At 72.0% G+C, this 19183-nt stretch carries 15 protein-coding genes and 1 riboswitch; of the genes, 9 read left to right on the top strand and 6 right to left on the bottom strand.

The features are described 5' to 3' along the window. Positions 1–263: 263 nt before the first annotated feature. Complete coding sequence (locus tag ACWEFL_RS03085; RefSeq protein ID WP_451706579.1) at positions 264–1082, top strand: DUF5336 domain-containing protein; 819 nt, start codon at positions 264–266, stop codon at positions 1080–1082. Positions 1083–1161: 79 nt separating this feature from the next. On the opposite strand, the gene ACWEFL_RS03080 is transcribed toward ACWEFL_RS03085, so the two are convergent. The 3 genes from ACWEFL_RS03080 to ACWEFL_RS03070 all read right to left on the bottom strand — a co-directional run bounded on the left by ACWEFL_RS03080 (position 1162) and on the right by ACWEFL_RS03070 (position 4572). Further along, on the bottom strand, positions 1162–2250 hold the full coding sequence (locus ACWEFL_RS03080) for a prenyltransferase (RefSeq protein WP_451706578.1): 1089 nt from the start codon (positions 2248–2250) through the stop codon (positions 1162–1164). Then, complete coding sequence (locus ACWEFL_RS03075) at positions 2247–3053, bottom strand: class I SAM-dependent methyltransferase (protein WP_451706576.1); 807 nt, start codon at positions 3051–3053, stop codon at positions 2247–2249. Before ACWEFL_RS03075 ends, ACWEFL_RS03080 begins: the two co-directional genes overlap by 4 nt. Before the next feature lie 193 nt (positions 3054–3246). After that, positions 3247–4572: a glycosyltransferase family 4 protein gene (locus ACWEFL_RS03070; protein ID WP_451706573.1), complete on the bottom strand. Its 1326-nt coding sequence runs from the start codon at positions 4570–4572 to the stop codon at positions 3247–3249. Positions 4573–4827: 255 nt separating this feature from the next. Between ACWEFL_RS03070 and ACWEFL_RS03065 the strand changes: the two genes are divergently transcribed. Then, on the top strand, positions 4828–5463 hold the full coding sequence (locus tag ACWEFL_RS03065; RefSeq protein WP_451706571.1) for a TetR family transcriptional regulator: 636 nt from the start codon (positions 4828–4830) through the stop codon (positions 5461–5463). A gap of 351 nt (positions 5464–5814) precedes the next feature. On the opposite strand, the gene ACWEFL_RS03060 is transcribed toward ACWEFL_RS03065, so the two are convergent. Further along, positions 5815–6513: a hypothetical protein gene (locus ACWEFL_RS03060; RefSeq protein ID WP_451706569.1), complete on the bottom strand. Its 699-nt coding sequence runs from the start codon at positions 6511–6513 to the stop codon at positions 5815–5817. A gap of 385 nt (positions 6514–6898) precedes the next feature. Continuing rightward, positions 6899–7038, top strand: a riboswitch (cobalamin riboswitch). 112 nt (positions 7039–7150) lie between these two features. Between ACWEFL_RS03060 and ACWEFL_RS03055 the strand changes: the two genes are divergently transcribed. From ACWEFL_RS03055 to ACWEFL_RS03035, 5 genes are all read left to right on the top strand, one after another. Next, the gene (locus ACWEFL_RS03055; RefSeq protein ID WP_451706566.1) at positions 7151–8407 is read left to right on the top strand and encodes a prenyltransferase/squalene oxidase repeat-containing protein; all 1257 of its coding nucleotides are present in this window, start codon (positions 7151–7153) and stop codon (positions 8405–8407) included. Then, positions 8404–9138: an SCO2322 family protein gene (locus ACWEFL_RS03050; RefSeq protein WP_451706565.1), complete on the top strand. Its 735-nt coding sequence runs from the start codon at positions 8404–8406 to the stop codon at positions 9136–9138. The genes ACWEFL_RS03055 and ACWEFL_RS03050 overlap by 4 nt, the downstream gene beginning before the upstream one ends. A 104-nt stretch (positions 9139–9242) precedes the next feature. Then, the gene (locus tag ACWEFL_RS03045) at positions 9243–10586 is read left to right on the top strand and encodes an energy-coupling factor transporter transmembrane protein EcfT (protein WP_451706563.1); all 1344 of its coding nucleotides are present in this window, start codon (positions 9243–9245) and stop codon (positions 10584–10586) included. After that, on the top strand, positions 10583–12208 hold the full coding sequence (locus ACWEFL_RS03040) for an ABC transporter ATP-binding protein (protein ID WP_451706560.1): 1626 nt from the start codon (positions 10583–10585) through the stop codon (positions 12206–12208). The genes ACWEFL_RS03045 and ACWEFL_RS03040 overlap by 4 nt, the downstream gene beginning before the upstream one ends. Positions 12209–12336: 128 nt before the next feature. Beyond that, the gene (locus tag ACWEFL_RS03035) at positions 12337–13188 is read left to right on the top strand and encodes an ECF transporter S component (RefSeq protein WP_451707297.1); all 852 of its coding nucleotides are present in this window, start codon (positions 12337–12339) and stop codon (positions 13186–13188) included. A 664-nt stretch (positions 13189–13852) separates the two neighbouring features. Here the strand turns inward: ACWEFL_RS03035 and ACWEFL_RS03030 are convergent. Next, a complete protein-coding gene (locus ACWEFL_RS03030) occupies positions 13853–14686 on the bottom strand; it encodes a helix-turn-helix transcriptional regulator (protein WP_451706558.1) in 834 nt (277 codons plus the stop codon). A gap of 145 nt (positions 14687–14831) precedes the next feature. Between ACWEFL_RS03030 and ACWEFL_RS03025 the strand changes: the two genes are divergently transcribed. After that, the gene (locus ACWEFL_RS03025) at positions 14832–15248 is read left to right on the top strand and encodes a nuclear transport factor 2 family protein (RefSeq protein ID WP_451706555.1); all 417 of its coding nucleotides are present in this window, start codon (positions 14832–14834) and stop codon (positions 15246–15248) included. Positions 15249–15808: 560 nt separating this feature from the next. On the opposite strand, the gene ACWEFL_RS03020 is transcribed toward ACWEFL_RS03025, so the two are convergent. Further along, a complete protein-coding gene (locus ACWEFL_RS03020; RefSeq protein WP_451706553.1) occupies positions 15809–17884 on the bottom strand; it encodes a bifunctional glycosyltransferase 87/phosphatase PAP2 family protein in 2076 nt (691 codons plus the stop codon). A 363-nt stretch (positions 17885–18247) separates the two neighbouring features. Here ACWEFL_RS03020 and ACWEFL_RS03015 point away from each other — a divergent pair, with 363 nt between their 5' ends. Further along, a complete protein-coding gene (locus ACWEFL_RS03015) occupies positions 18248–18943 on the top strand; it encodes an O-methyltransferase (RefSeq protein ID WP_451706550.1) in 696 nt (231 codons plus the stop codon). The last annotated feature ends 240 nt before the right edge of the window (positions 18944–19183 follow it).

Here is a 19183-nt window from a genome sequence, read left to right as displayed (position 1 = left end):
GCCGGGAAAGTGACCGGAAGGGGGCCGGGAATGGGTTCGCACCGGATCTCGGCAGGGTTCCCATCAGGTCCCGATCCGGCCTCCGATCAGAGGGAACTCCTGATACCGGGCAGACGATCGCTCGGCCCAGACGATAGATTCACCCCTACGACAGGGAGTGAATCCCGAACTCCGCGCCGCGCTCACCGCCCCACCCGGCGGCAGTGACGACCGCGCCGATGACGACCCGCGACGACCTGAGACCACCGACGAAGGATTCTTACGTGAACATCCGCTCCCTCACTCGAGGCGACGGCGTGGTAATCGGAGCAGCGGTGTTGCTGTTCATCGCCTCGTTCCTCGACACGTTCGACTGCACCGGCAGCGCCTGCGGCAACGTGCCGACCGCCTGGGACAACGGATCCCTGCTCTTGGGTGTCTATCTGGCCGGGATCATCGCCGCCGCGCTCATCGCGCTCTCGCATCTGCTCCCCCGGCCGCCGAAGGTCCTGGGAATCGAACTCGGCCACATCGGTCTCGTCGTCGCCGTCTTCACCGCCTGGTCCGCGCTCGGCGCGATCTTCGACCCGGCGGGCTCCCTGAACGCCGAGGGCTTCGCCCCCGACTCGGGCGGCGGTCTGATCCTCGGCTTCATCGCCGCGCTCCTGCTCGCGGCCGGCGCGGTCTGCGCGCAGATCGTGCCCGCTCTGAAGGTCCCGCTCCTCGGCGCACCGAACCCTGCGGCTCCGCAGACGCCGTACGGCGGGCAGCAGCAGGGCGGCTACGGCTATCCGGGCGGACAGCAGCAGCCTTCCTTCGGCGGGCAGCAGGGCCAGCAGGCCCAGTTCGGCGGCGGGCAGCCCGGCCCGGCCGCACCGCAGAGCGACGGGCACGGCGCACCGGCGGCGTTCGCGCCGTTCTGGTTCGCCGTGCCGGTGGCCCGTCCGCTGTACGGCGAGGACGGCTCGCCCACTCCGATCGCCGAACTCGCGCCCGGCACCTGGTACCTGGCCGTCGAACAGCGCGGTCCCGGTCTGATCGCGCAGACGCAGGACGGCCGCCGGGGCGTCCTCCAGGACACCTCGGGCATCCAGCGCGGCTGACCCGCCCTCCCGTTCGACCGACGGCTCCCCGCCCGGAAGGGCGGGGAGCCGTCGTCTTGCGCCGACGGCCCGTCAGGCATCAGCACTGGCGAGAGGCGGGCGGCGCACAGCAGTCCGGGGCGAGCCCCCGTGGCAGCCGCTCACCGCCGAAGACCGCGGTGGTCGCCTCGTCGCCCCCGAGCGCGGCCACCGCCAGCAGCAGCGATCCGGCCGTCCAGGTGGTCCGTTCCTCCGGCCACACGGCATGGTCCGCGAAGACATAGCCGGTCCAGTACATGCCGTCGTCCGCGCGCAGATGGCCGATGGACTGGAGGATCTCCAGCGCCCGGTCCGATTCGCCCATCGCCCAGAGCGTCAGGGCGAGTTCACAGCTCTCGCCGCCGGTGACCCAGGGGTTGGGAGTCACACACCGGACGCCGAGGCCGGGTACGACGAACTCGTCCCAGCGTTCCTCCATACGGGCCTTGGCCTGCGCGCCGGTCACCGCGCCGCCGAGGACCGGGTAGTACCAGTCCATGGAGTAGCGGCGCTTGTCCAGGAAGCGATCGGGGTGGGCGGCGATGGCATGGGCGAGCGCGCCCGCCGCCAACTCCCAGTCCGGCTGGGGCTCCTCACGCTCGGCGGCGATGGCGAGGGCGCACCGCAGGGCGTGATGGATCGACGAACTGCCGGTCAGCAGGGCGTCGTCGACGGGCGTCCCATCGGCCTCCCGCTTCCAGCCGATCTGACCGCCCGGCTGCTGGAGCGTGAGCACGTACTCGATCGCCGCGTGGACCACGGGCCACATCCGGTCGAGGAACGTCTCGTCGCCGGTGGCCAGATAGTGGTGCCAGACACCGACGGCGGCATAGGCGACGAAGTTGGTCTCCCGGCCGCGGTCGGTGGGCTGTTCCGCGTCCCCGTCCTGGTACGCGGAGTACCAGGAGCCGTCCTCGTTCTGGTGGCGCAGCAGCCAGGCGTACGCCCCGGCCGCGGCTCGGTGCTCGCCCGCCGCGTCGAGCGCCATCGCGGCCTCGATATGGTCCCACGGGTCGAGATGGTGGCCCCGGAACCACGGAATGGCACCGTCCGCTCGCTGTACCGCCCGTATCCCCGCGACGGTCTCGGCGGCCTGCTCGGCGGTGAGCACGCCCGGCAGCACGAGGTGCTCGGTGCGCGGAACGGTCACGCCTCGGCCCCGGACCGGTTGTGCCGCGTGGAGGAACGGGTGTGCCGCGTGGAGGGGGCGGTCGGGGTGGGCTCGCCGTACGGCGAGGGAGAGTGCGGCTTGGTCGCGTACGCCACGAAACTCTTGCCGAGCAGCGGGTTGAGCGCCTGTTCGGCGAGGCGGGTGGCCAGCGGCTTCTTCATGATGTCCCAGACCAGCAGCCGGTGGTACGCCTTGACGGGGAGGGCCTGGTCGTTGTCCACGCCGAAGGCGCATTTGAGCCACCAGTACGGGCTGTGCAGGGCGTGGGCGTGATGGGTGCCGTACGGGACGAGCCCGGCCTCCTCGATCCTCCCGAGCAGTTCGTCGGCCTTGTAGATACGGATGTGTCCGCCCTCGACCTCGTGGTAGGCGTCGCTGAGCGCCCAGCAGACCTTCTCGGGGCCGTAGCGGGGAACGGTGATCGCGATCCGGCCGCCGGGCTTGAGGACGCGGACCATCTCGGCGAGTACGCCCTTGTCGTCGGGGATGTGTTCCATCACCTCGGAGATGATCACCACGTCGAAGGACTCGTCGGGGAAGGGGAGGTTGAGCGCGTCGCCCTCCATGGCGGTGGCGGTGGCCCCTTCGGGGGCCTCACCCTCCGCCTTCATCGCGGCGAACCACTTGGCGACCTCGCGGATCTCCTCGCCGTTCCGGTCGAGCGCGACGACGCGTGCGCCGCGCCGGTAGCACTCGAAGGCGTGCCGTCCGGCACCGCATCCGAGGTCGAGGACACGGTCGCCCGCGGCCAGCGGGAAACGGGAGAAGTCGACGGTCAGCACGCGGTCCTGCTTTCACGGTCGAGAGGGGCGGAGGCGGGTCCGGAGGCGGAGAAGATCGCGGAGGCGGCAGGGATGGGAAACGGGACCAGGACCGAGACCCGAACCGGGGCCCGGACCGAGACCCGAACCGGGGCCCGGACCGAGACCAGGACCGAGACCCGAACCGGGGCCCGGACCGGAACCGGTACGCGGATCATCGCCGGACCGCCCGTGAGACGGCCGCGCGGTACAGCTCCGCCGTCCCCTGCGCCGCCCTCGCCCAGGTGAACCGGTCCAGCACCCGCCGCCGTCCCGCCGCGCCCAGCCGTACCCGCAGCTCCGCGTCGCCGAGCAGCCGTCCGATGGCGGTCGCCAGCGCGCCCGCGTCGCCGGGCGGCACCGCCAGACAGGTCTCGCCGTCGGCTCCGGCGACCTCCGGGATCGCCCCGCCGGTGGTGGCGACCAGCGGGGTTCCGGTGGCCATCGCCTCCGCGGCGGGCAGCGAGAACCCCTCGTACAGCGAAGGGACGCAGGCGACCTGAGCGCTCCGCACCAGGTCGACGAGTTCCTCGTCCGAGACGCCCTTGACGAACTCGACCGCGCCGCCGAGCCCGTACCGCTCGATGAGCCGGGCGACCGGCCCGTCCTCGGCGCGCTTGCCGACGACCACCAGATGGGCGTCCGGGTACTCGGTACGGATCTTGGCCAGCGCCTCCACCAGATGGACCAGGCCCTTGAGGGGGACGTCGGCGCTGGAGGTGGTGACGATCCGTCCGGGCACCTCGGCGACCGCCGGATCGGGCGAGAAGAGGCCGGTGTCCGCGCCGATGGGCACGACCTGGACGCGCTCGGGCCGTACGCCGAGGTCTTTGACGATCTCCTGCCGCGAGGAGCCGGAGACGGTGAGCACGGACTGCAGCCGGCGTGCGACGCGCTTCTGCATCCTGGTGAAGCCGTACCAGCGGCGCACGGAGGCGCGCTTCCGCCACCCCGTGGCCGCGTCCAGCTCCAACTGCCGGTCCACGGTGATGGGATGGTGGATGGTGGTGACCAGTGGCGCGCCCAGGTCGCCCAACAGCCCGTATCCGAGCGTCTGGTTGTCGTGGACGACGTCGAACTGACCGCGCCGCGCGATCAGGTGACGGCGGGCACGGAGCGAGAAGGTCAGGGGCTCGGGGAATCCGCCGGTCCACATGGTGGCCACCTCGACCGCGTCGATCCAGTCGCGGTACTCGTCCCTCGCGGGCGTCCGGAACGGATCGGGGCTGCGGTACAGATCGAGGCTGGACAGCTCGGTGAGCGGCACGCCGTCGTCGAGTACGGGATAGGGCTGCGCGCCGATCACCTCGACGCTGTGGCCGAGGCGGGCCAGCTCGCGCGAGAGATGCCGTACGTAGACGCCCTGGCCGCCGCAGAAAGGGTTGCCCTTATAGGTGAGGAGCGCGATGCGCAGTGACTGGTCGCCACCGGATGGTCCGGCGCTGGAGCGCCCGCCCGTACGACCCCTGTGAGGGCCGGCCTCGATGGCCTCAGCGGTCACTCACGCCCCCTTCATCACTGCGTTTGCGCCGGAGCGTAACCGCTCGCGCTAATCTAGAACAAGTTTCAGACTTGATCGTGCGAGGAGCTTCGAATCTACCGGCTGGTAGCCCCGCCGTGAGGGCCGGATCAGGTGATTCGCGCCACGGCGGGCCCAATGCCATGCTGTGCGGTCGGCGAGGGTACGGAGCACTGTGGACCGCCGCTGGAGATCGCCGTTGAGGTTCGCAGGGCACCAGACAGTGGATCGGGGACTATGACAGCCGAAGCCAAGCCGGCGGGGCCGGGTTCGCCGCCCCTGACGGAGCGCCAGGAGGCCCGGCGACGCCGCATCCTGCACGCCGGCGCGCAGTTGGCCGGCCGGGGCGGTTTCGACGCGGTGCAGATGCGCGAGGTGGCCGAGGCGGCGGGCGTCGCCCTCGGCACCCTGTACCGGTACTTCCCGTCCAAGATCCATCTGCTGGTCGCGATCATGCAGGACCAGCTCCGGCACCTGCACACCACCCTCCGTAAACGCCCTCCGGGCGGGGAGAGCGCCGCCGAGCGGGTCGCCGAGACGCTGATGCGCGCGTTCCGCGCGCTCCGGCGCGAGCCGCAGCTCGCGGACGCGATGGTACGGGCGCTGACGTTCGCCGACCGCGGTGTCAGCCCCGAGGTGGACACGGTCTCCCGGCAGACGACGGCGATCATCCTGGACGCGACGGGGCTGGAGAAGCCGACGCCCGAGCAGCTCTCCGCGGTCCGGGTGATCGAGCACACCTGGCACTCGGCCCTGATCACCTGGCTCTCGGGCCGGGCCTCGATCGCGCAGGTGAAGACCGACATCGAGACGGTGTGCCGGCTGATCGACCTCACGTCGCCGGGTCCCGACCGGCCCGGCCCCCGGTCCTGACCGGCCAAGTACTGCGCCGCTGCCGTGTCGCTACCGTGTCGCGTGCCCGTGCTGTGGCCGGAGAGGTTTGCCGGTTGGCCCGCGGCGTCCGGTGCCGGGGGTCCCTCCCACGCCGAAAGCTGTGCGGGTGGGGGTCCCTCCCACGCCGAAGGCTGTGGGGGAGTATCGCGAGGCGGAGGCCCGCAGCCCGTACCCGACCGCACCCGCACCCGCACAGTCCGACGACACCGCGCGGGGGCGCTCCCCCTGGCTCCGCCGGGGACCCCCACCCCGGCCGAAGGGCCGTTCGAAGGGCCGTGGGGCAGTGCCGTACCGCGCGTCGGCGGCCGGTGAACGCCCCCGGTCACCGCGCTAGGAAGTGGGCGGGGGCGCGTACAGGAACTTCGCCGGGTATGCGGGGCTTCCGGGCTGGTCCAGCGTCACGTAGATCTCGTAGCCCTCGTCGAATCCCGAGTCCTCGAAGGCGAATCCGAGCGAGGCGTCATCCCGGTTGCCCGGCTCCACGTCGAGGATGAAGAAGCCGGCGCCCTCGGAGTCCTCCCCGGGAAGCCAGTCGACCTGCTTCATGGACTTGCCATTGTCATGCCGCTTGACGGTGACGTGCACTCGGCCGTCCACCTTCAGCGGTCGGGTCCCCTCGTTCGTGATCTGAATGAGCACGTACCTGCGCTGAGAGCCCGCGGGCGCGACCACCCCGCTCGAACTCCCGGCTGCCACGACATCCGTGACGCTGATCAGCACGTCGTTCGGCATGGGGTAGCCCTCGGTGAGTTTGATGAAGTGCTTCGGGTGCTTCGAGGATGCGCCGGACGGCGTGCCCTGCGATGACGGTTTGACGGCCGTCGGCTTGCCGCTCGGGTACGTCGAGGGTTCGCCCGCGGCACCGGAATCAGCCGCTGACGCCGTCGGGGCGGCCCCGGAAGGCGTGTCCCCGCCATCGATCGCCGCCGTGTCCCGGCACCCGCTGAGGACCAGCGCCAGGAAAGCCGCTGCGGCCGTGATGACAAGACGGTTACGGGTACGGCTGGTGGTGCGATTCGCAGTGCGCATCGGTCTGCTCCCCCTGGGCCGTTCCCGGACAGTCCGGGAACACGGTGAAGGACACGCGCTCGGCGTCCGCCGGTTCGCCGCGCCATGTACTCGTTGCGTCCAGGGATTGTCACCGCCATGCCACAGCGTGCCGTCCAGCCGTCGAAGCGTCCCCTTCTCCGATACAGGTTCTCCGATACAGGCCCACCGGACATGACCACGTCCGTAACGCGCCGGCCGGACATCAGCGAGGACGCCGGCCGGTGCGCCTGAGGAGGGACCCCGGCCGCGAGCCCGCCGCCCCGGCAGGACACGAAGCCCGGGCGGGCGACTCCGGCCCGTCCGGCGCTTGGGGACGGACCCCGGCCCCGGGTGCGCCGCCCATCGGCCGCCCCCCGCGAGGGGCCTGCACAGGGCCGGTACAGTAAGCAGGTCGTATCACACCCGTACAGGGGGAAGCCGGTGCGAATCCGGCACTGACCCGCAACCGTGAACCACCCGCGAAACAGGGTGGTGAGTCGGAATGCCCTGTGCGCGGCTGTGACGGCTCGTGCCACCGGCAGCCGCCGGTGACCGGCATCGTCGAGGAATACGGAGCCGGAGCCCAGGTCGCTCGCGCGTGCCCGTGCCCGGTCCCGCAGGGAAGGCACCGCCCGTCATGACCACCGCCCGCCGCGGCGTCGCCGCGCTCGCCGCATCCGCCGTCGTCGGCATGGCCATAGCCGCGGCCGCCGCCCCGGCCGCGATCGCCGCGCCGACCCCCACCCCGACGCCGTCAGCCGTCACACCGTCCGGTCTGTACGGGACCACCGACCCCGCGTACGACGGCGTCTGGCGGCAGTCCCTGGCGCTGCTCGCCCAGGACACGGTCGGTGTGAAGCCCGCCGGGAAGGCGGTGGACTGGCTGACCGGCCAGCAGTGCGACAGCGGCGCGTTCCCGTCCTACCGCGCGGACGCCGCCGGGGCGTGCGCCCCCGCGCTGCCGCTGGACTCCAACGCCACCGCCGCCGCGGTACAGGCGCTCGCCGCCCTCGGCGGGCAGAGTGAGACCGTACAGAAGGCCGTGACCTGGCTGAAGTCCGTACAGAACGCGGACGGCGGCTGGAGCTACAACCCCGGCGGTGCCAGCGACGCCAACTCCACGTCCATCGTGATCGGCGCGCTCGCCGCGGCCGGCGAGAAGCCGGACGCGGTCGTGTCGAAGGGCGGGAAGTCGCCGTACGACGCGCTGCTGACGTTCGCGCGGCCGTGCGGCGGCAAGGACGGCGGTGCGTTCGTGTACCAGCCGAAGCAGCCCGGCATCGTCGCCGACTCCACGGCCGCGGCCGTGCTCGGCGCGCACGGCAAGGGGCTGGTCGTGACGGCGGGCACGAAGGACGCCAAGGGCGCCGTGTGCGAGGCCGGGACCACGATCGAGGCAGCCGCCCACAACGGCGGGGCGTACCTCGCGACCGCCCTCGCCAAGACCGGCCACCTCAACACACCGCCGATGCCGGGCTCCACGGACACGGCCGAGAAGCCCGACTTCGGCAACACCGCCGACGCCGTCGTCGCCCTGGCCGCACAGGGCCTGACCGACCAGACGAAGAAGCCCCTGGCCTGGCTGGAGCAGAACGCGGCGGCCTGGGCGAAGGAGTCCGGCCCGGCGGCGTACGCACAGCTGATCCTCGCGGCGCACGCGACCGGTACGGACCCGAAGAGCTTCGGGGGAACCGATCTGGTGGCGGGCCTGAACGCGACCGGCCCGGCCCCGCGGACGGTCGTCACGGACAAGGCGAACGTGACGCGGCAGGACGCGAAGGACGAGAAGAAGGACGGCTCCGGGGTCGGCGTGTGGTGGATCATCGGCGCCTTCTTCGCGGCGAGCGTCGGCGCGGGCATCCTGCTCAGTGGCCGCCGTAAGTCCCAGTCGTGATCCGCGCCCGGCTGCTCTCCGTCCTCCCCCTCCTTCTGGCTCTCGGGGTCGCGCTGACGGTCGTCGGCGCGGGCCCGGCGCAGGCGGCGGGGTACCGCTACTGGTCGTTCTGGCAGTCCGGCGGCGACACCTGGACGTACGCCACCGAGGGCCCCGCGACCGCCCGCCCGGCGGACGGCTCCGTGAACGGCTTCCGTTTCTCGGTCAGCGAGGACAGCTCCGACGCGGCCCGGCCGCGTTCGGCCCCGGACTTCGAGGCGATCTGCGGCGGTACGCCCCCGAAGTCCGGGCAGAAGCGCGTCGCCCTGGTCATCGACCCCGGCACCGCGGCCGACGCCCCCGGCGGCGAGACACCGCCCGCGGGGCGCGGCGTGTGCGCGCGGGTCGCGAAGGACGCGACGACGGCCGAGGCGCTCGCGCTGGTGGCGAAGCCCCTGCGGTACAACAGCGAAGCTCTGCTCTGCGCGATCTCCGGCTATCCGGCCGAGGGCTGCGGCGAACAGATCTCGGGCTCGCGCTCCACGGAGACCCCCGCGGCGTCCGCCGGGAACACCGGGAGCACCGGGAGCACCGGGAGCACCGGGAGCACCGACAAGGCGGACGGGACGCGGCAGGCGGACGGTTCCGGGAGCGAGGACGGGGGTCCCTCGATCGGTGTCGCGGCGGGCGCGGCGGCGATTCTCGTACTGGTCGCCGCAGCGGTCTGGCAGTCGCGCCGCCGCAAGCGATGACCATGCCCGCCACGCCTCCGCCGCACCGCAGTGCGGGCTCAGGGGACCAGGTCCCGGCGTCCACGCCCGGCCCGGAGTCGGCGTCCACGCCGGGCCCGGCATCCGTGTCCGCGTCGACGCCGCGACCGGGACCAGAACCGCGACCGCGACCGGAACCGGGACGGCGCGGACAGCGATTCCGCGCACCCGAGGCCGACCGGGGCAACGCCCTCCACGCGGGGGCCTGGTGGCTGTGGGCCCTCGGGCTGGCGACCGCCGCGTCCCGGACCGCCAATCCACTGCTCCTCGGGCTGATCGTCGCCGTCGCCGGATACGTCGTCGCGGCCCGCCGCACGGACGCGCCCTGGGCCCGTTCGTACACCGCCTTCATCAAGCTCGGGCTGATCGTCATCGCCATCCGGGTCCTGTTCTCGGTGGTGCTGGGCTCGCCCGTCCCCGGTACGCATCCGCTCTTCACCCTGCCCGAAGTCCCGCTCCCCGACTGGGCGAAGGGCATCAGGATCGGTGGCCGGGTCCACGCGGAACAGGTGGTCTTCGCACTGTACGAGGGCGCGAAGCTGGCGACGCTCCTCATCTGCCTCGGCGCGGCCAACGCGCTCGCCAACCCGGCCCGGCTGCTCAAGTCGCTGCCGGGGGCCCTGTACGAGGCGGGGGTGGCCGTCGTCGTCGCGATGACGTTCGCGCCGAACATGGTCGCCGACGTGGCCCGGCTCCGGACCGCGAGGCGGCTGCGAGGCCGGTCCACCGGCGGTTTCAGGGCGATCGCGCAGATCGGGCTGCCGGTGCTGGAGGGAGCGCTGGAGCGCTCGGTCGCGGTCGCCGCGTCGATGGACGCGCGAGGATACGGGCGCACGGCCCAGGTGCCGCCCGCCGTACGGCACACCACGACCGCGCTCACCCTCGGCGGTCTGCTCGGCGTGTGCGTCGGCTCGTACGCGCTGCTCGCGGCCACCGGGGCCGCGTACGGGCTGCCCCTGCTCTTCGCGGGGCTCGTCGCGGCCGTCGCGGGGCTGCGGCTGGGCGGCCGGAGGAGTCCGCGCACCCGGTACCGGCCGGACCGGTTCGGGCCGCGCTCCTGGCTGGTGGCCGGGTCGGGTGCGGCGGTCGCCGCGCTGCTGATCTGGGCGGGCTCGTACGACTCGGAGGCGCTGCACCCCGGTGTCGTACCGCTGGTCGCTCCCAGTCTGCCGCTGTGGCCCGCGCTCTCGGTCCTCATCGGTCTGCTCCCGGCGTTCGTCGCCCCCGTACCGCCCAGGTCGTTTCTGGTGGATCAGGCTGGATCAGTGAGCGGGGTCTGGTGCCGTGGATCGCAAGGCGGAGGAGGGAGTCCATGCGGAGCATCGGCGACCGACGACAACGCAGCGAGGCGCGGTGCCAGGGCACGCGAGCCCAGCAAGATCCACCAGAAGCGGCCTAACGCCGCAGGCTCTGCCAAGGAGGCCCCGTGATCCGGTTCGAGAACGTCTCGGTCACCCATGGCGACAATCCGCTGCCCACGGTGGCGCAGGTCGATCTCACCGTTCCCGAGGGTGAGTTGGTGCTGCTGGTCGGCCCGTCCGGGGTCGGCAAGTCGACGCTCCTGGGCACGGTGTCGGGGCTCGTCCCGCACTTCACGGGCGGCGCCCTGCGCGGACGCGTCACGGTCGACGGCCGGGACACCCGTACGCACAAGCCGCGTGAACTCGCCGATGTCGTCGGCACGGTGGGCCAGGATCCACTGGCCCATTTCGTCACGGACACCGTCGAGGACGAACTCGCCTACGGCATGGAGTCGCTGGGCGTCGCCCCGGATGTGATGCGCCGCCGGGTCGAGGAGACGCTCGATCTGCTGGGGATGGCCGACCTGCGGGACCGCCCCATCGCCACGCTGTCGGGCGGGCAGCGGCAACGGGTGGCGATCGGCTCGGTGCTGACCACGCACCCCAAGGTGCTGGTGCTCGACGAGCCGACGTCCGCGCTGGATCCCGGCGCGGCGGAGGAGGTGCTGGCGGTGTTGCAGCGTCTGGTGCACGATCTCGGCACGACGGTCCTGATGGCCGAGCACCGGCTGGAACGGGTGGTCCAGTACGCGGACCAGGTGATCCTGCTGCCCGCGCCCGGCGAGGCCCCGGTGATGGGACCGCCCGCCGGGGTCATGGCGGTGTCGCCGGTGCACCCTCCGGTGGTGGCGCTGGGGCGGCTGGCCGGGTGGGAGCCGCTTCCGCTGTCGGTGCGGGACGCGCGGCGGCGGGCGTCGGGGCTGCGCGAGCGTCTGCCGGAGCCGCCGCCCGTTCCCGTACGGGCGGCGGCCGGTGAGCCGCTGGCCGTGGTCGACCGGCTGCACATCCGCCGGGGGCGTATCGAAGCGCTCCGGCGGATCGATCTGAGCGTGGCGGCCGGTGAGACGGTCGCCCTCATGGGCCGTAACGGAGCGGGGAAGTCCACCCTGCTGTCCGCACTCGTCGGCCTGATCGAGCCCACCTCCGGAAAAGTCTCCGTCGGCGGGCTCGACCCGCACCGCGCGCATCCGCGCGAGACGATCCGGCAGGTCGGCCTCGTACCGCAGGAGCCGCGGGATCTGCTGTACGCGGACACGGTGGCCGCGGAGTGCGCGGCGGCGGACACGGACGCCGGGGCCGAACCCGGTTCCTGCCGGGCCCTGGTGAGCGAGTTGCTGCCGGGGGTGGCGGACGAGACACATCCGCGCGATCTCTCCGAGGGGCAGCGGCTGGTGCTGGCGCTGGCGATCGTACTCACGGGCCGGCCGCCGCTGCTGCTGCTCGACGAGCCGACGCGCGGTCTGGACTACGCGGCGAAGGTACGGCTGGTGGAGGTCGTACGCCGACTGGCGGCCGACGGGCACGCCGTCGTGCTGGCGACCCACGATGTGGAACTGGCGGCCGAACTCGCGCACCGGGTGGTGATCCTGGCGGACGGCGAGATCGTCGCGGACGGCCCGACGCCCGAGGTGGTCGTGTCCTCACCCGCGTTCGCACCGCAGGTGGCCAAGATTCTGGCGCCACGGCGCTGGCTGACGGTGGCCCAGGTCAGGGAGGCGCTGTCGGCGGCCCAGGGCGGGGACGCGCTGTGAGCGCCCCGGGCCGGGGACGCGCTGTGGGCACGCCCACGAACGCGTCCGGAAGGGCGACCGCCACCTCGACGACCCCCTCGTCCACCACCTCTTCCACCACGTCGTCGCCCCTCACCTCGGGACGGCCGATCCGGCTCGGTCCGCGTTCCGTTGCCGCGCTCGCGCTGGTCAGCGGCGTCGGCGTCGTCGCCTTCGGCTGGCCGCTGCTCGCCGACGAGAAGTCCGGGCTCCTCGCGCACTCGGCGGACGCCCCCTGGCTGTTCGCGCTGCTGCTCCCCCTGCTGCTCGCCGTCGCCGTGGCGACGATCGCCGACACCGGGCTGGGCGCGAAGGCCGTGGCGATGCTCGGGGTGCTGGCGGCGGTGGGCGCGATCCTGCGCCCGCTCGGGGCGGGCACGGGGGGACTTGAGCCCATGTTCTTCCTGATGGTGCTCAGCGGCCGGGTGCTGGGGCCGGGGTTCGGCTTCGTCCTCGGCTCGATCACGATGTTCGCGTCGGCCCTCCTCACGGGCGGTGTCGGACCGTGGATGCCGTTCCAGATGCTGGCGATGGGCTGGTTCACCATGGGCGCGGGCCTGCTGCCGGGCCCGGAGCGGCTGCGCGGGCGGGCGGAGGTGCTGATGCTCGCCGTGTACGGGACGGTCGCGGCGTTCGCGTACGGGACGGTCATGAACCTCCAGGGCTGGACGTACATCGCCGGCCTCGCCACGGGGGTCTCCTTTCAGCCCGGCGACCCGGTCGGCGAGAATCTGGTGCGCTTCCTCGCATACGTCACGACGACGTCACTCGGCTGGGACCTGGGCCGCGCGATCGTCACGGTCGTGCTGACGCTCACGCTGGGCCCGACCGTGCTCAAAGCACTGCGACGGGCGACCCGGCGCGCGGCCTTCGAGGCACGGGCGGCCTTCGAGGACCCGAGTTCCGCGGCAGGGGGCGAGGCACCCGTCCGGGACCAGGCCCGCCACGAAGCGCCCTCGTAGTACGGCGACTTTCGTGCAGGGGTCCCGGCTCCGGCGCTCGGCCGGGGCCGACCATTGCCGCGCCAACGGGCGATCAGCGGACCGGGCGTGGCTACTCGCCCCCGTCCTGCCTGTCGGGTTCGCCTCGTCACAGGCTTCCAGCAGGTGGGTCGACGAGTTGGGGTTCCCACCATCCGTGCGCGTGTCCGGAACCGGCGGGACGGGTGGCAGGGGATTCTCTGTGCCTGCTGTCGCCGGAGGGCGGCGCCATGAGGACGCCGGCGTCGGTCAGGGCGGCTGTGGTGCCGGCACGGGCGCAGAGCGATTTCCGAAGACTCATCCGAACTCCCCTTGGGTTGGCTTCAGGGGCGAGTATTCCGGAAAGGGCTCCGATGAGCTTTGTCCATACGTCCCCACTGGTTGACGATTCGTGCACGAACGAACGGTCGGCTCCCCGCGACGGCCAGCCGGTCCTGATCCGGAACCCGGTCGGCAGGGTCTGCCTCTCGGCCACGGCTCCGCGCTGGTCCGGGCGGCGCGCGCCCACTTGTGGCGGCGCGGGGTCAAGGCGACCATCGCTCGGCCCGATGACCAACGGGCCCACCGCAAGCGCCGGGAACGGGCCGGTGGTCAACGGGATCGGTGAAGCGGCCGGCGTCTCGGCCGAACGCTCACTGCCAGTTGGTCACGGCGGGTGAGGGGCGGCGCGCATCATGGACAATGCCGCTTCGCCGGCCGAGCCGGGCGGCGCGGTGTAGGCGACGATGCGGGCGTCGCCGTCGGTGGCGTTCAGGATGTCGCAGTCGAACCACAGGCTGCCCAGTTCGGGATGCTCGATGTTCTTGGGTTCGGCGGTGAAGGGTTCCGCCCGGCGCTCGGCCCACATGGCGGCGAAGGCGGCGTTGTGGGTGAGCAGGTCGTGCAGGAGCGCCTGGAAGCGCCTGTCGCGCGGGTAGCGTGTGGCGCTGAGGCGCAGGTCCGCTACGAGGGACCTGCGGAGCCTGTCGCGGTGTTCGGGTGTCGTGCGCACTCGGCTGGGTGCGCCGGTGAACGCCGCCCTGACCAGGTTCGTGCCAGGGCTGCTGTCGTCGGGGCCGAGGAGCCGGCGCCACGGCTCGTTGGCGGCGGTGAGGGTCCATGTGGCGTCGTACGCGGCCACCGGTACGTCACCGAGGCGGTCGAGCAGGCGCCGCACCCCGGGTGAGAGGTGGGTGGGCACCTCCAGATCCGACGGGGGTGCGTAGCCGGCGAGTTGGTGCAGCAGGTCGGCCTCCGCACGCGAGAGCCTCAGTGCGCGGCCGAGCGCGGCGACGACGTCGGGCGAAGGGTGCGCGGCCTTGCCCTGCTCCAGCCGGGTCAGGTAGTCGACGGACAGATCGGCGAAGGCCGCCAACTCCTCACGGCGGAGCCCCGGAACCTTCCGGCGGGGTCCGGTCGGCAGGCCGAGGTCCTCCGGCCGGGTGCGGTCGCGCCACTTGCGCAGTTGCGCTCCAAAGCTGATGACACGGGCCTTCGGCATACGACCAGTGTGCCTCCGGCCTGCCGCCGCATCCTGGCCCTGTCAGTGCTGGGGATGAGCGGGCTCGGGAACTTCCACCGCAGGGCCGCACTCTGGTTGACGCCGCCGTACGAGCGGCATCACGACGAACGAGAGGGAGGCGGTCATGGAACGGCGGCACGAGACGGCGCTGGCGGTCGCGAAGCAGTACTTCGAGCGCTGGGAAGCCCATGACGAATCCGGTATGCGCGAGCTGCTCACCGACGAGACGGTCATCGTCTTCCCGATGTCGATCGAGGGAACACCGGAGCCGTGGTTCGTGTTCGACGGCATCGGGAACGCCTTGGGGTACCTGCGGACCGCGATGTCGAATCTGCCGCAGTTGCGCATGGTCGATCAGGAGTGGTCGGTGTCGGAGGATGCCCGGTTCGTCCACCTGCATGCTCGTGGTGACATGGTCACGCGACTGGGCACCAAGTACCGGAATGTATATGTCTTCCGGCTGGAAATCGCCGACGGGCACGTGGTCCGCGTCGACGAGTACGCCAACCCGGTGGCCTGGACAGCCCTTGGGCTCGACTGATCACGGAACGGCCGACGTGTCGCGAAGCGTGTGAGCACTGCCCCCCGTAAGGACAGCTCCCTCCCCCTCGCCGGTGAGGAGGCCCCACCAGGGGAGTTCAGGTGCGGAGGGCATGTCATGCGCCGTCCCGACGCGCCGCCAAACCCGGCCCTCTGGACGCCGCTGGGCACCGCCGTCGTCCAGCGCTACCGCAACACGGCGCGGGCCGTTGGAGGGCGCGATCGTCCTTCCGCGTCGGCTCACATATGAAGGGCGTTCACGTCGAGTTCCCGCGCCCCCGGCAGTCCGGCACGGCGGAGGTCCCCTCGCCCCGAACACCGACCAGAGCAACGGCCGGAGCAACGGCCGGAGCAACAGCCGGAAAGACGGCCGGAGCAACAGCCGGAGAGACGGCCGCTGAGAGACCCCAGGACGCTCGACGGCCGCCCGAGTGGCGGAATCCCGCGTGACGGCGGATCCTGGCTTGACGCGGCGATCCGCTGCGGGGGGTCCTGGGGGTACGGGCGTTCTCGTCCCGTACCCCCCGGGACCACTGTCGCCCGCCGGGGGCGGTCGTACGGCTACTTCGGCGCGGCCGGCACCGCGGACTCCGTACGGCTGCCGCTGTCTTCGCCGTCGACCGTCGTGCTCCCGGCCCCCATACCGCCGCCGGTGACCCCGCGTTCGCCGGGTCCCGTCCCGCCGGGCCCCGTACCGCCGACCGAACGGGCCGCCGGAATCGTGCTCGTGGACGCCCGCGGAAGCAGTTGCCGCCGCCCCGAGAGCAGATACGTCAGGGCGAAGCCCGTGCCGACGACCACAGCGCCGCCCACCGCGTCCATGATCCAGTGATTCGCGGTCGCGACGATCGTGTAGAGCGTGATGAGCGGGTGGATCAGGCCCAGCGCCTTCATCCACAGCTTCGGGGCGAGCACCACGACGACGACCCCGCACCACAGCGACCAGCCGAAGTGCAGCGACGGCATCGCCGCGTACTGGTTGGTGACCGCCGTCATCGCGCCGAAGTCCGGGTTGGCGAGGTCCTGCGTCCCGTGGACCGTGTCGACGAAGCCCATGCCGGGCATCAGGCGCGGCGGGGCCAGCGGATACAGCCAGAAGCCCACCAGCGCGAGGAGCGTGGCGAACGCGAGCGAGGCGCGGGCCCAGCGGTATTCGATGGGACGGCGGATGTAGAGGATGGCGAGAATGGCCAGCGGCACGGGGAAGTGGAACGAGGTGTAGTAGAAGCCGAGGAACGACTCCAGCCATTCCACGTTCACCGTCGCCTGGTTCACCCAGTGCTCGATGTCGATGCCGAGCGCCTGCTCGATGGAGGCGATCTGCCGGCCGTGCTCCTCGGCCGTGGCCGTGTCGGCGGTCGCGGCGAGCCGGATCTGGGAGTAGATCGAGTAGCCGACGCGGATCACCAGGAGTTCGAGCAGCAGATTGGGCCGGCTCAGCGCGCGCCGCCAGAACGGCAGCAGCGGAACACGGCTCCACCGGGAGGCGACCGGCGTGGCGTACTCGGTGGGCACCGGACGCCGGAAGTGCGGTGCGGTACGGGAGAGGAACGGCACCAGGCAGGCCGCGGCGAGCGCCGCGACGAGCACGGCGTTGTCCCGTACGGGGTGGAGAACCCCTATGTTCGGCAGCAGCATCTTGTTGGGCAGTGTCACCACCAGGACGACGATGACGGGCCAGAGCGCGCGGTCGGCGGCCCGCTTGCCGACCCGGCCGACGACGGCGAGGAGCACCCACAGCAGTTGGTGCTGCCAGGTGGTGGGCGAGACGGCGACGGCGACGCAGCCGGTCACGGCGACGGCGAGGAGGAGTTGGCCGTCCCGTGCGTAGTGGATGGCGCGGCGCAGCCCGAACCAGGCGACGGCGGCGGCCAGCGCGAGATAGAGCGCGATCTCCAGCGGCCCTTCCAGGCCGAAGCGGAGGAGCGCGCCGTGGAGGGACTGGTTGGCGAGCCCGTCCGGCCGGCTGCCGAGCCCGGCTCCGGCCACATGGTGGACCCAGTAGGCCCATGAGTCGCTCGGCATGGCGGCCCAGGCGAGCGCCGAACAGGCGGCGAAGGTCGCGGCCGAGGTGACGGCCGCGCGTCTGCGCCCGGTGAACCACAGCAGCGGCGCGAAGAGCAGGACGGTCGGCTGGAGGGCCGCGCCGACGCCGATCAGCACCCCGGAGGCCCTCTCGCCTCTGGCGGCGAAGCAGCCGAGCAGAACGAGCAGCACGGGGATGATGCTGGTCTGGCCGAGGTAGAAGCTGTTGCGCACCGGCAGCGACAGCATCAGCAGGCTGATCGCGATGGGCGCGGCGAGGAGTCCGCTACGGCGCGAGACCGGTCCCGGCAGGGCCCGTGCGACGAGCATGCCGATGCCGACGACGAGCAGGAGCGTGCCGAAGGTCCAGGCGACGCCCAGGCTCTGTTCGGCGGAGCGGGAGAGCGGTTTGAGGACCAGTCCCGCGAAGGGGGTTCCGGTGAACCGGTCGGAGTCGTACAGCGAGCCGTTCACATGCAGCACGCCGTTCGGGCCGATCCAGGTCTCCAGGTCCATCAGCCGTTCACCGGGAGGTTGGCGGAGTACCGCCGTCAACTGCCGTACGGCGAGCACGGCGGCCACGAGCCACAGCACGGCCCTGGCGGCACTCATCCTCGTGTCCGTCGTCGCGCTTCCGCGCACGCTGTGCTCCGCGTTCGCCACGTCGCGCGAGCCTCCCCTACGATCCGTTGTGTCCGTGACTTTCGGCCCGCCGAGCCGGTCACCGCCCGAAGAAGTCGGTCACCGCCCGAAGAAGCCTGCCATTGCCCGATGGAAAAGACTCGGGCAACCCCCTCTTTGCCTGACAGTCACCCGGTTTTGCTCGGATGTCCGGCAGCCGACCCCGGTGACGTACATCCCCGGGCGGTCGCACAGAAGGCATGCGGGCAAAAATACAAGACGTCGGCCGCCCGCACCTGCGGGTTCCGTCGCGGGAGCGGGGCGCGAGGGGCCCTCGCGGCATAGGTTGGACATATGACTCAGGAGCTGACACCGGACCAGTGGCACGAGCGGTGGGCGGCGGTCGACCGCTATGTGAACGGCCTCCTCGCCCCGGCCGACGAAGCGCTCACGCGGGCCCTCGCGGACAGTGACGCGGCCGGGCTTCCGGCGATCGCGGTGGCGGCGAATCAGGGCAAGCTGCTCCAGTTGCTGGCCCGCACCCTGGGCGCGCGCACGGTGCTGGAGATCGGCACGCTGGGCGGCTACAGCACGATCTGGCTGGCCAGGGCGCTCCCCGAGAACGGCCGGCTGATCTCGCTGGAGTACAGCCCCGACCATGCCGAGGTCGCCCGCGCGAATCTCGCCCGCGCCGGGCTGGACGGCATCGCGGAGATCCGGACGGGCCCGGCGCTGGAGACCCTGCCGAAGCTGGCGGCGGAGCCGGGCGCGGGACCGTTCGACCTGTTCTTCATCGACGCGGACAAGGTGAACAACCCTCGGTACGTGGAATGGGCGCTCGAACTCTCCCGGCCCGGCAGTCTGATCGTCGTCGACAACGTCGTACGCGGCGGAGCGGTGGTGGACGGGACGAGCGCCGATCCGGCGGTCGTGGGCACGCGGGAGATGTACGAGCTGGTGGCGCGGGAGCCGAGGCTGGACGCGACCGCCGTGCAGACGGTGGGCTCGAAGGGTTACGACGGGTTCCTGCTGGCGCGCGTGGTCTCCTAGCCGCACCGTCCCGTGAGGCTCCGGCCGCGCCAGGGCCTCGGACTCCGGCCGCGTCGGCGTTCGAGGCGCGGGGTTCGAGGGTTCGGAGGTTCGGCGGGTTCAGGGGGTTCGGGGGCGGAACGCCCGGCACAAGGCGACGGCTCTCGACGTCAGCGGCCGAGCCCCCTCTTGGGCGCGCGCCACGTGGGGTGCCGCCACTCCCGCCCGCCCCGAGGGGTACGGTCGAGATCCCTCCTATGT

The sequence above is a fragment of the Streptomyces sp. NPDC004838 genome (assembly GCF_053600955.1).
The sequence above is the reverse complement of the archived record's forward strand: the minus strand, read 5'-3'. Positions and strand labels throughout refer to the sequence as shown.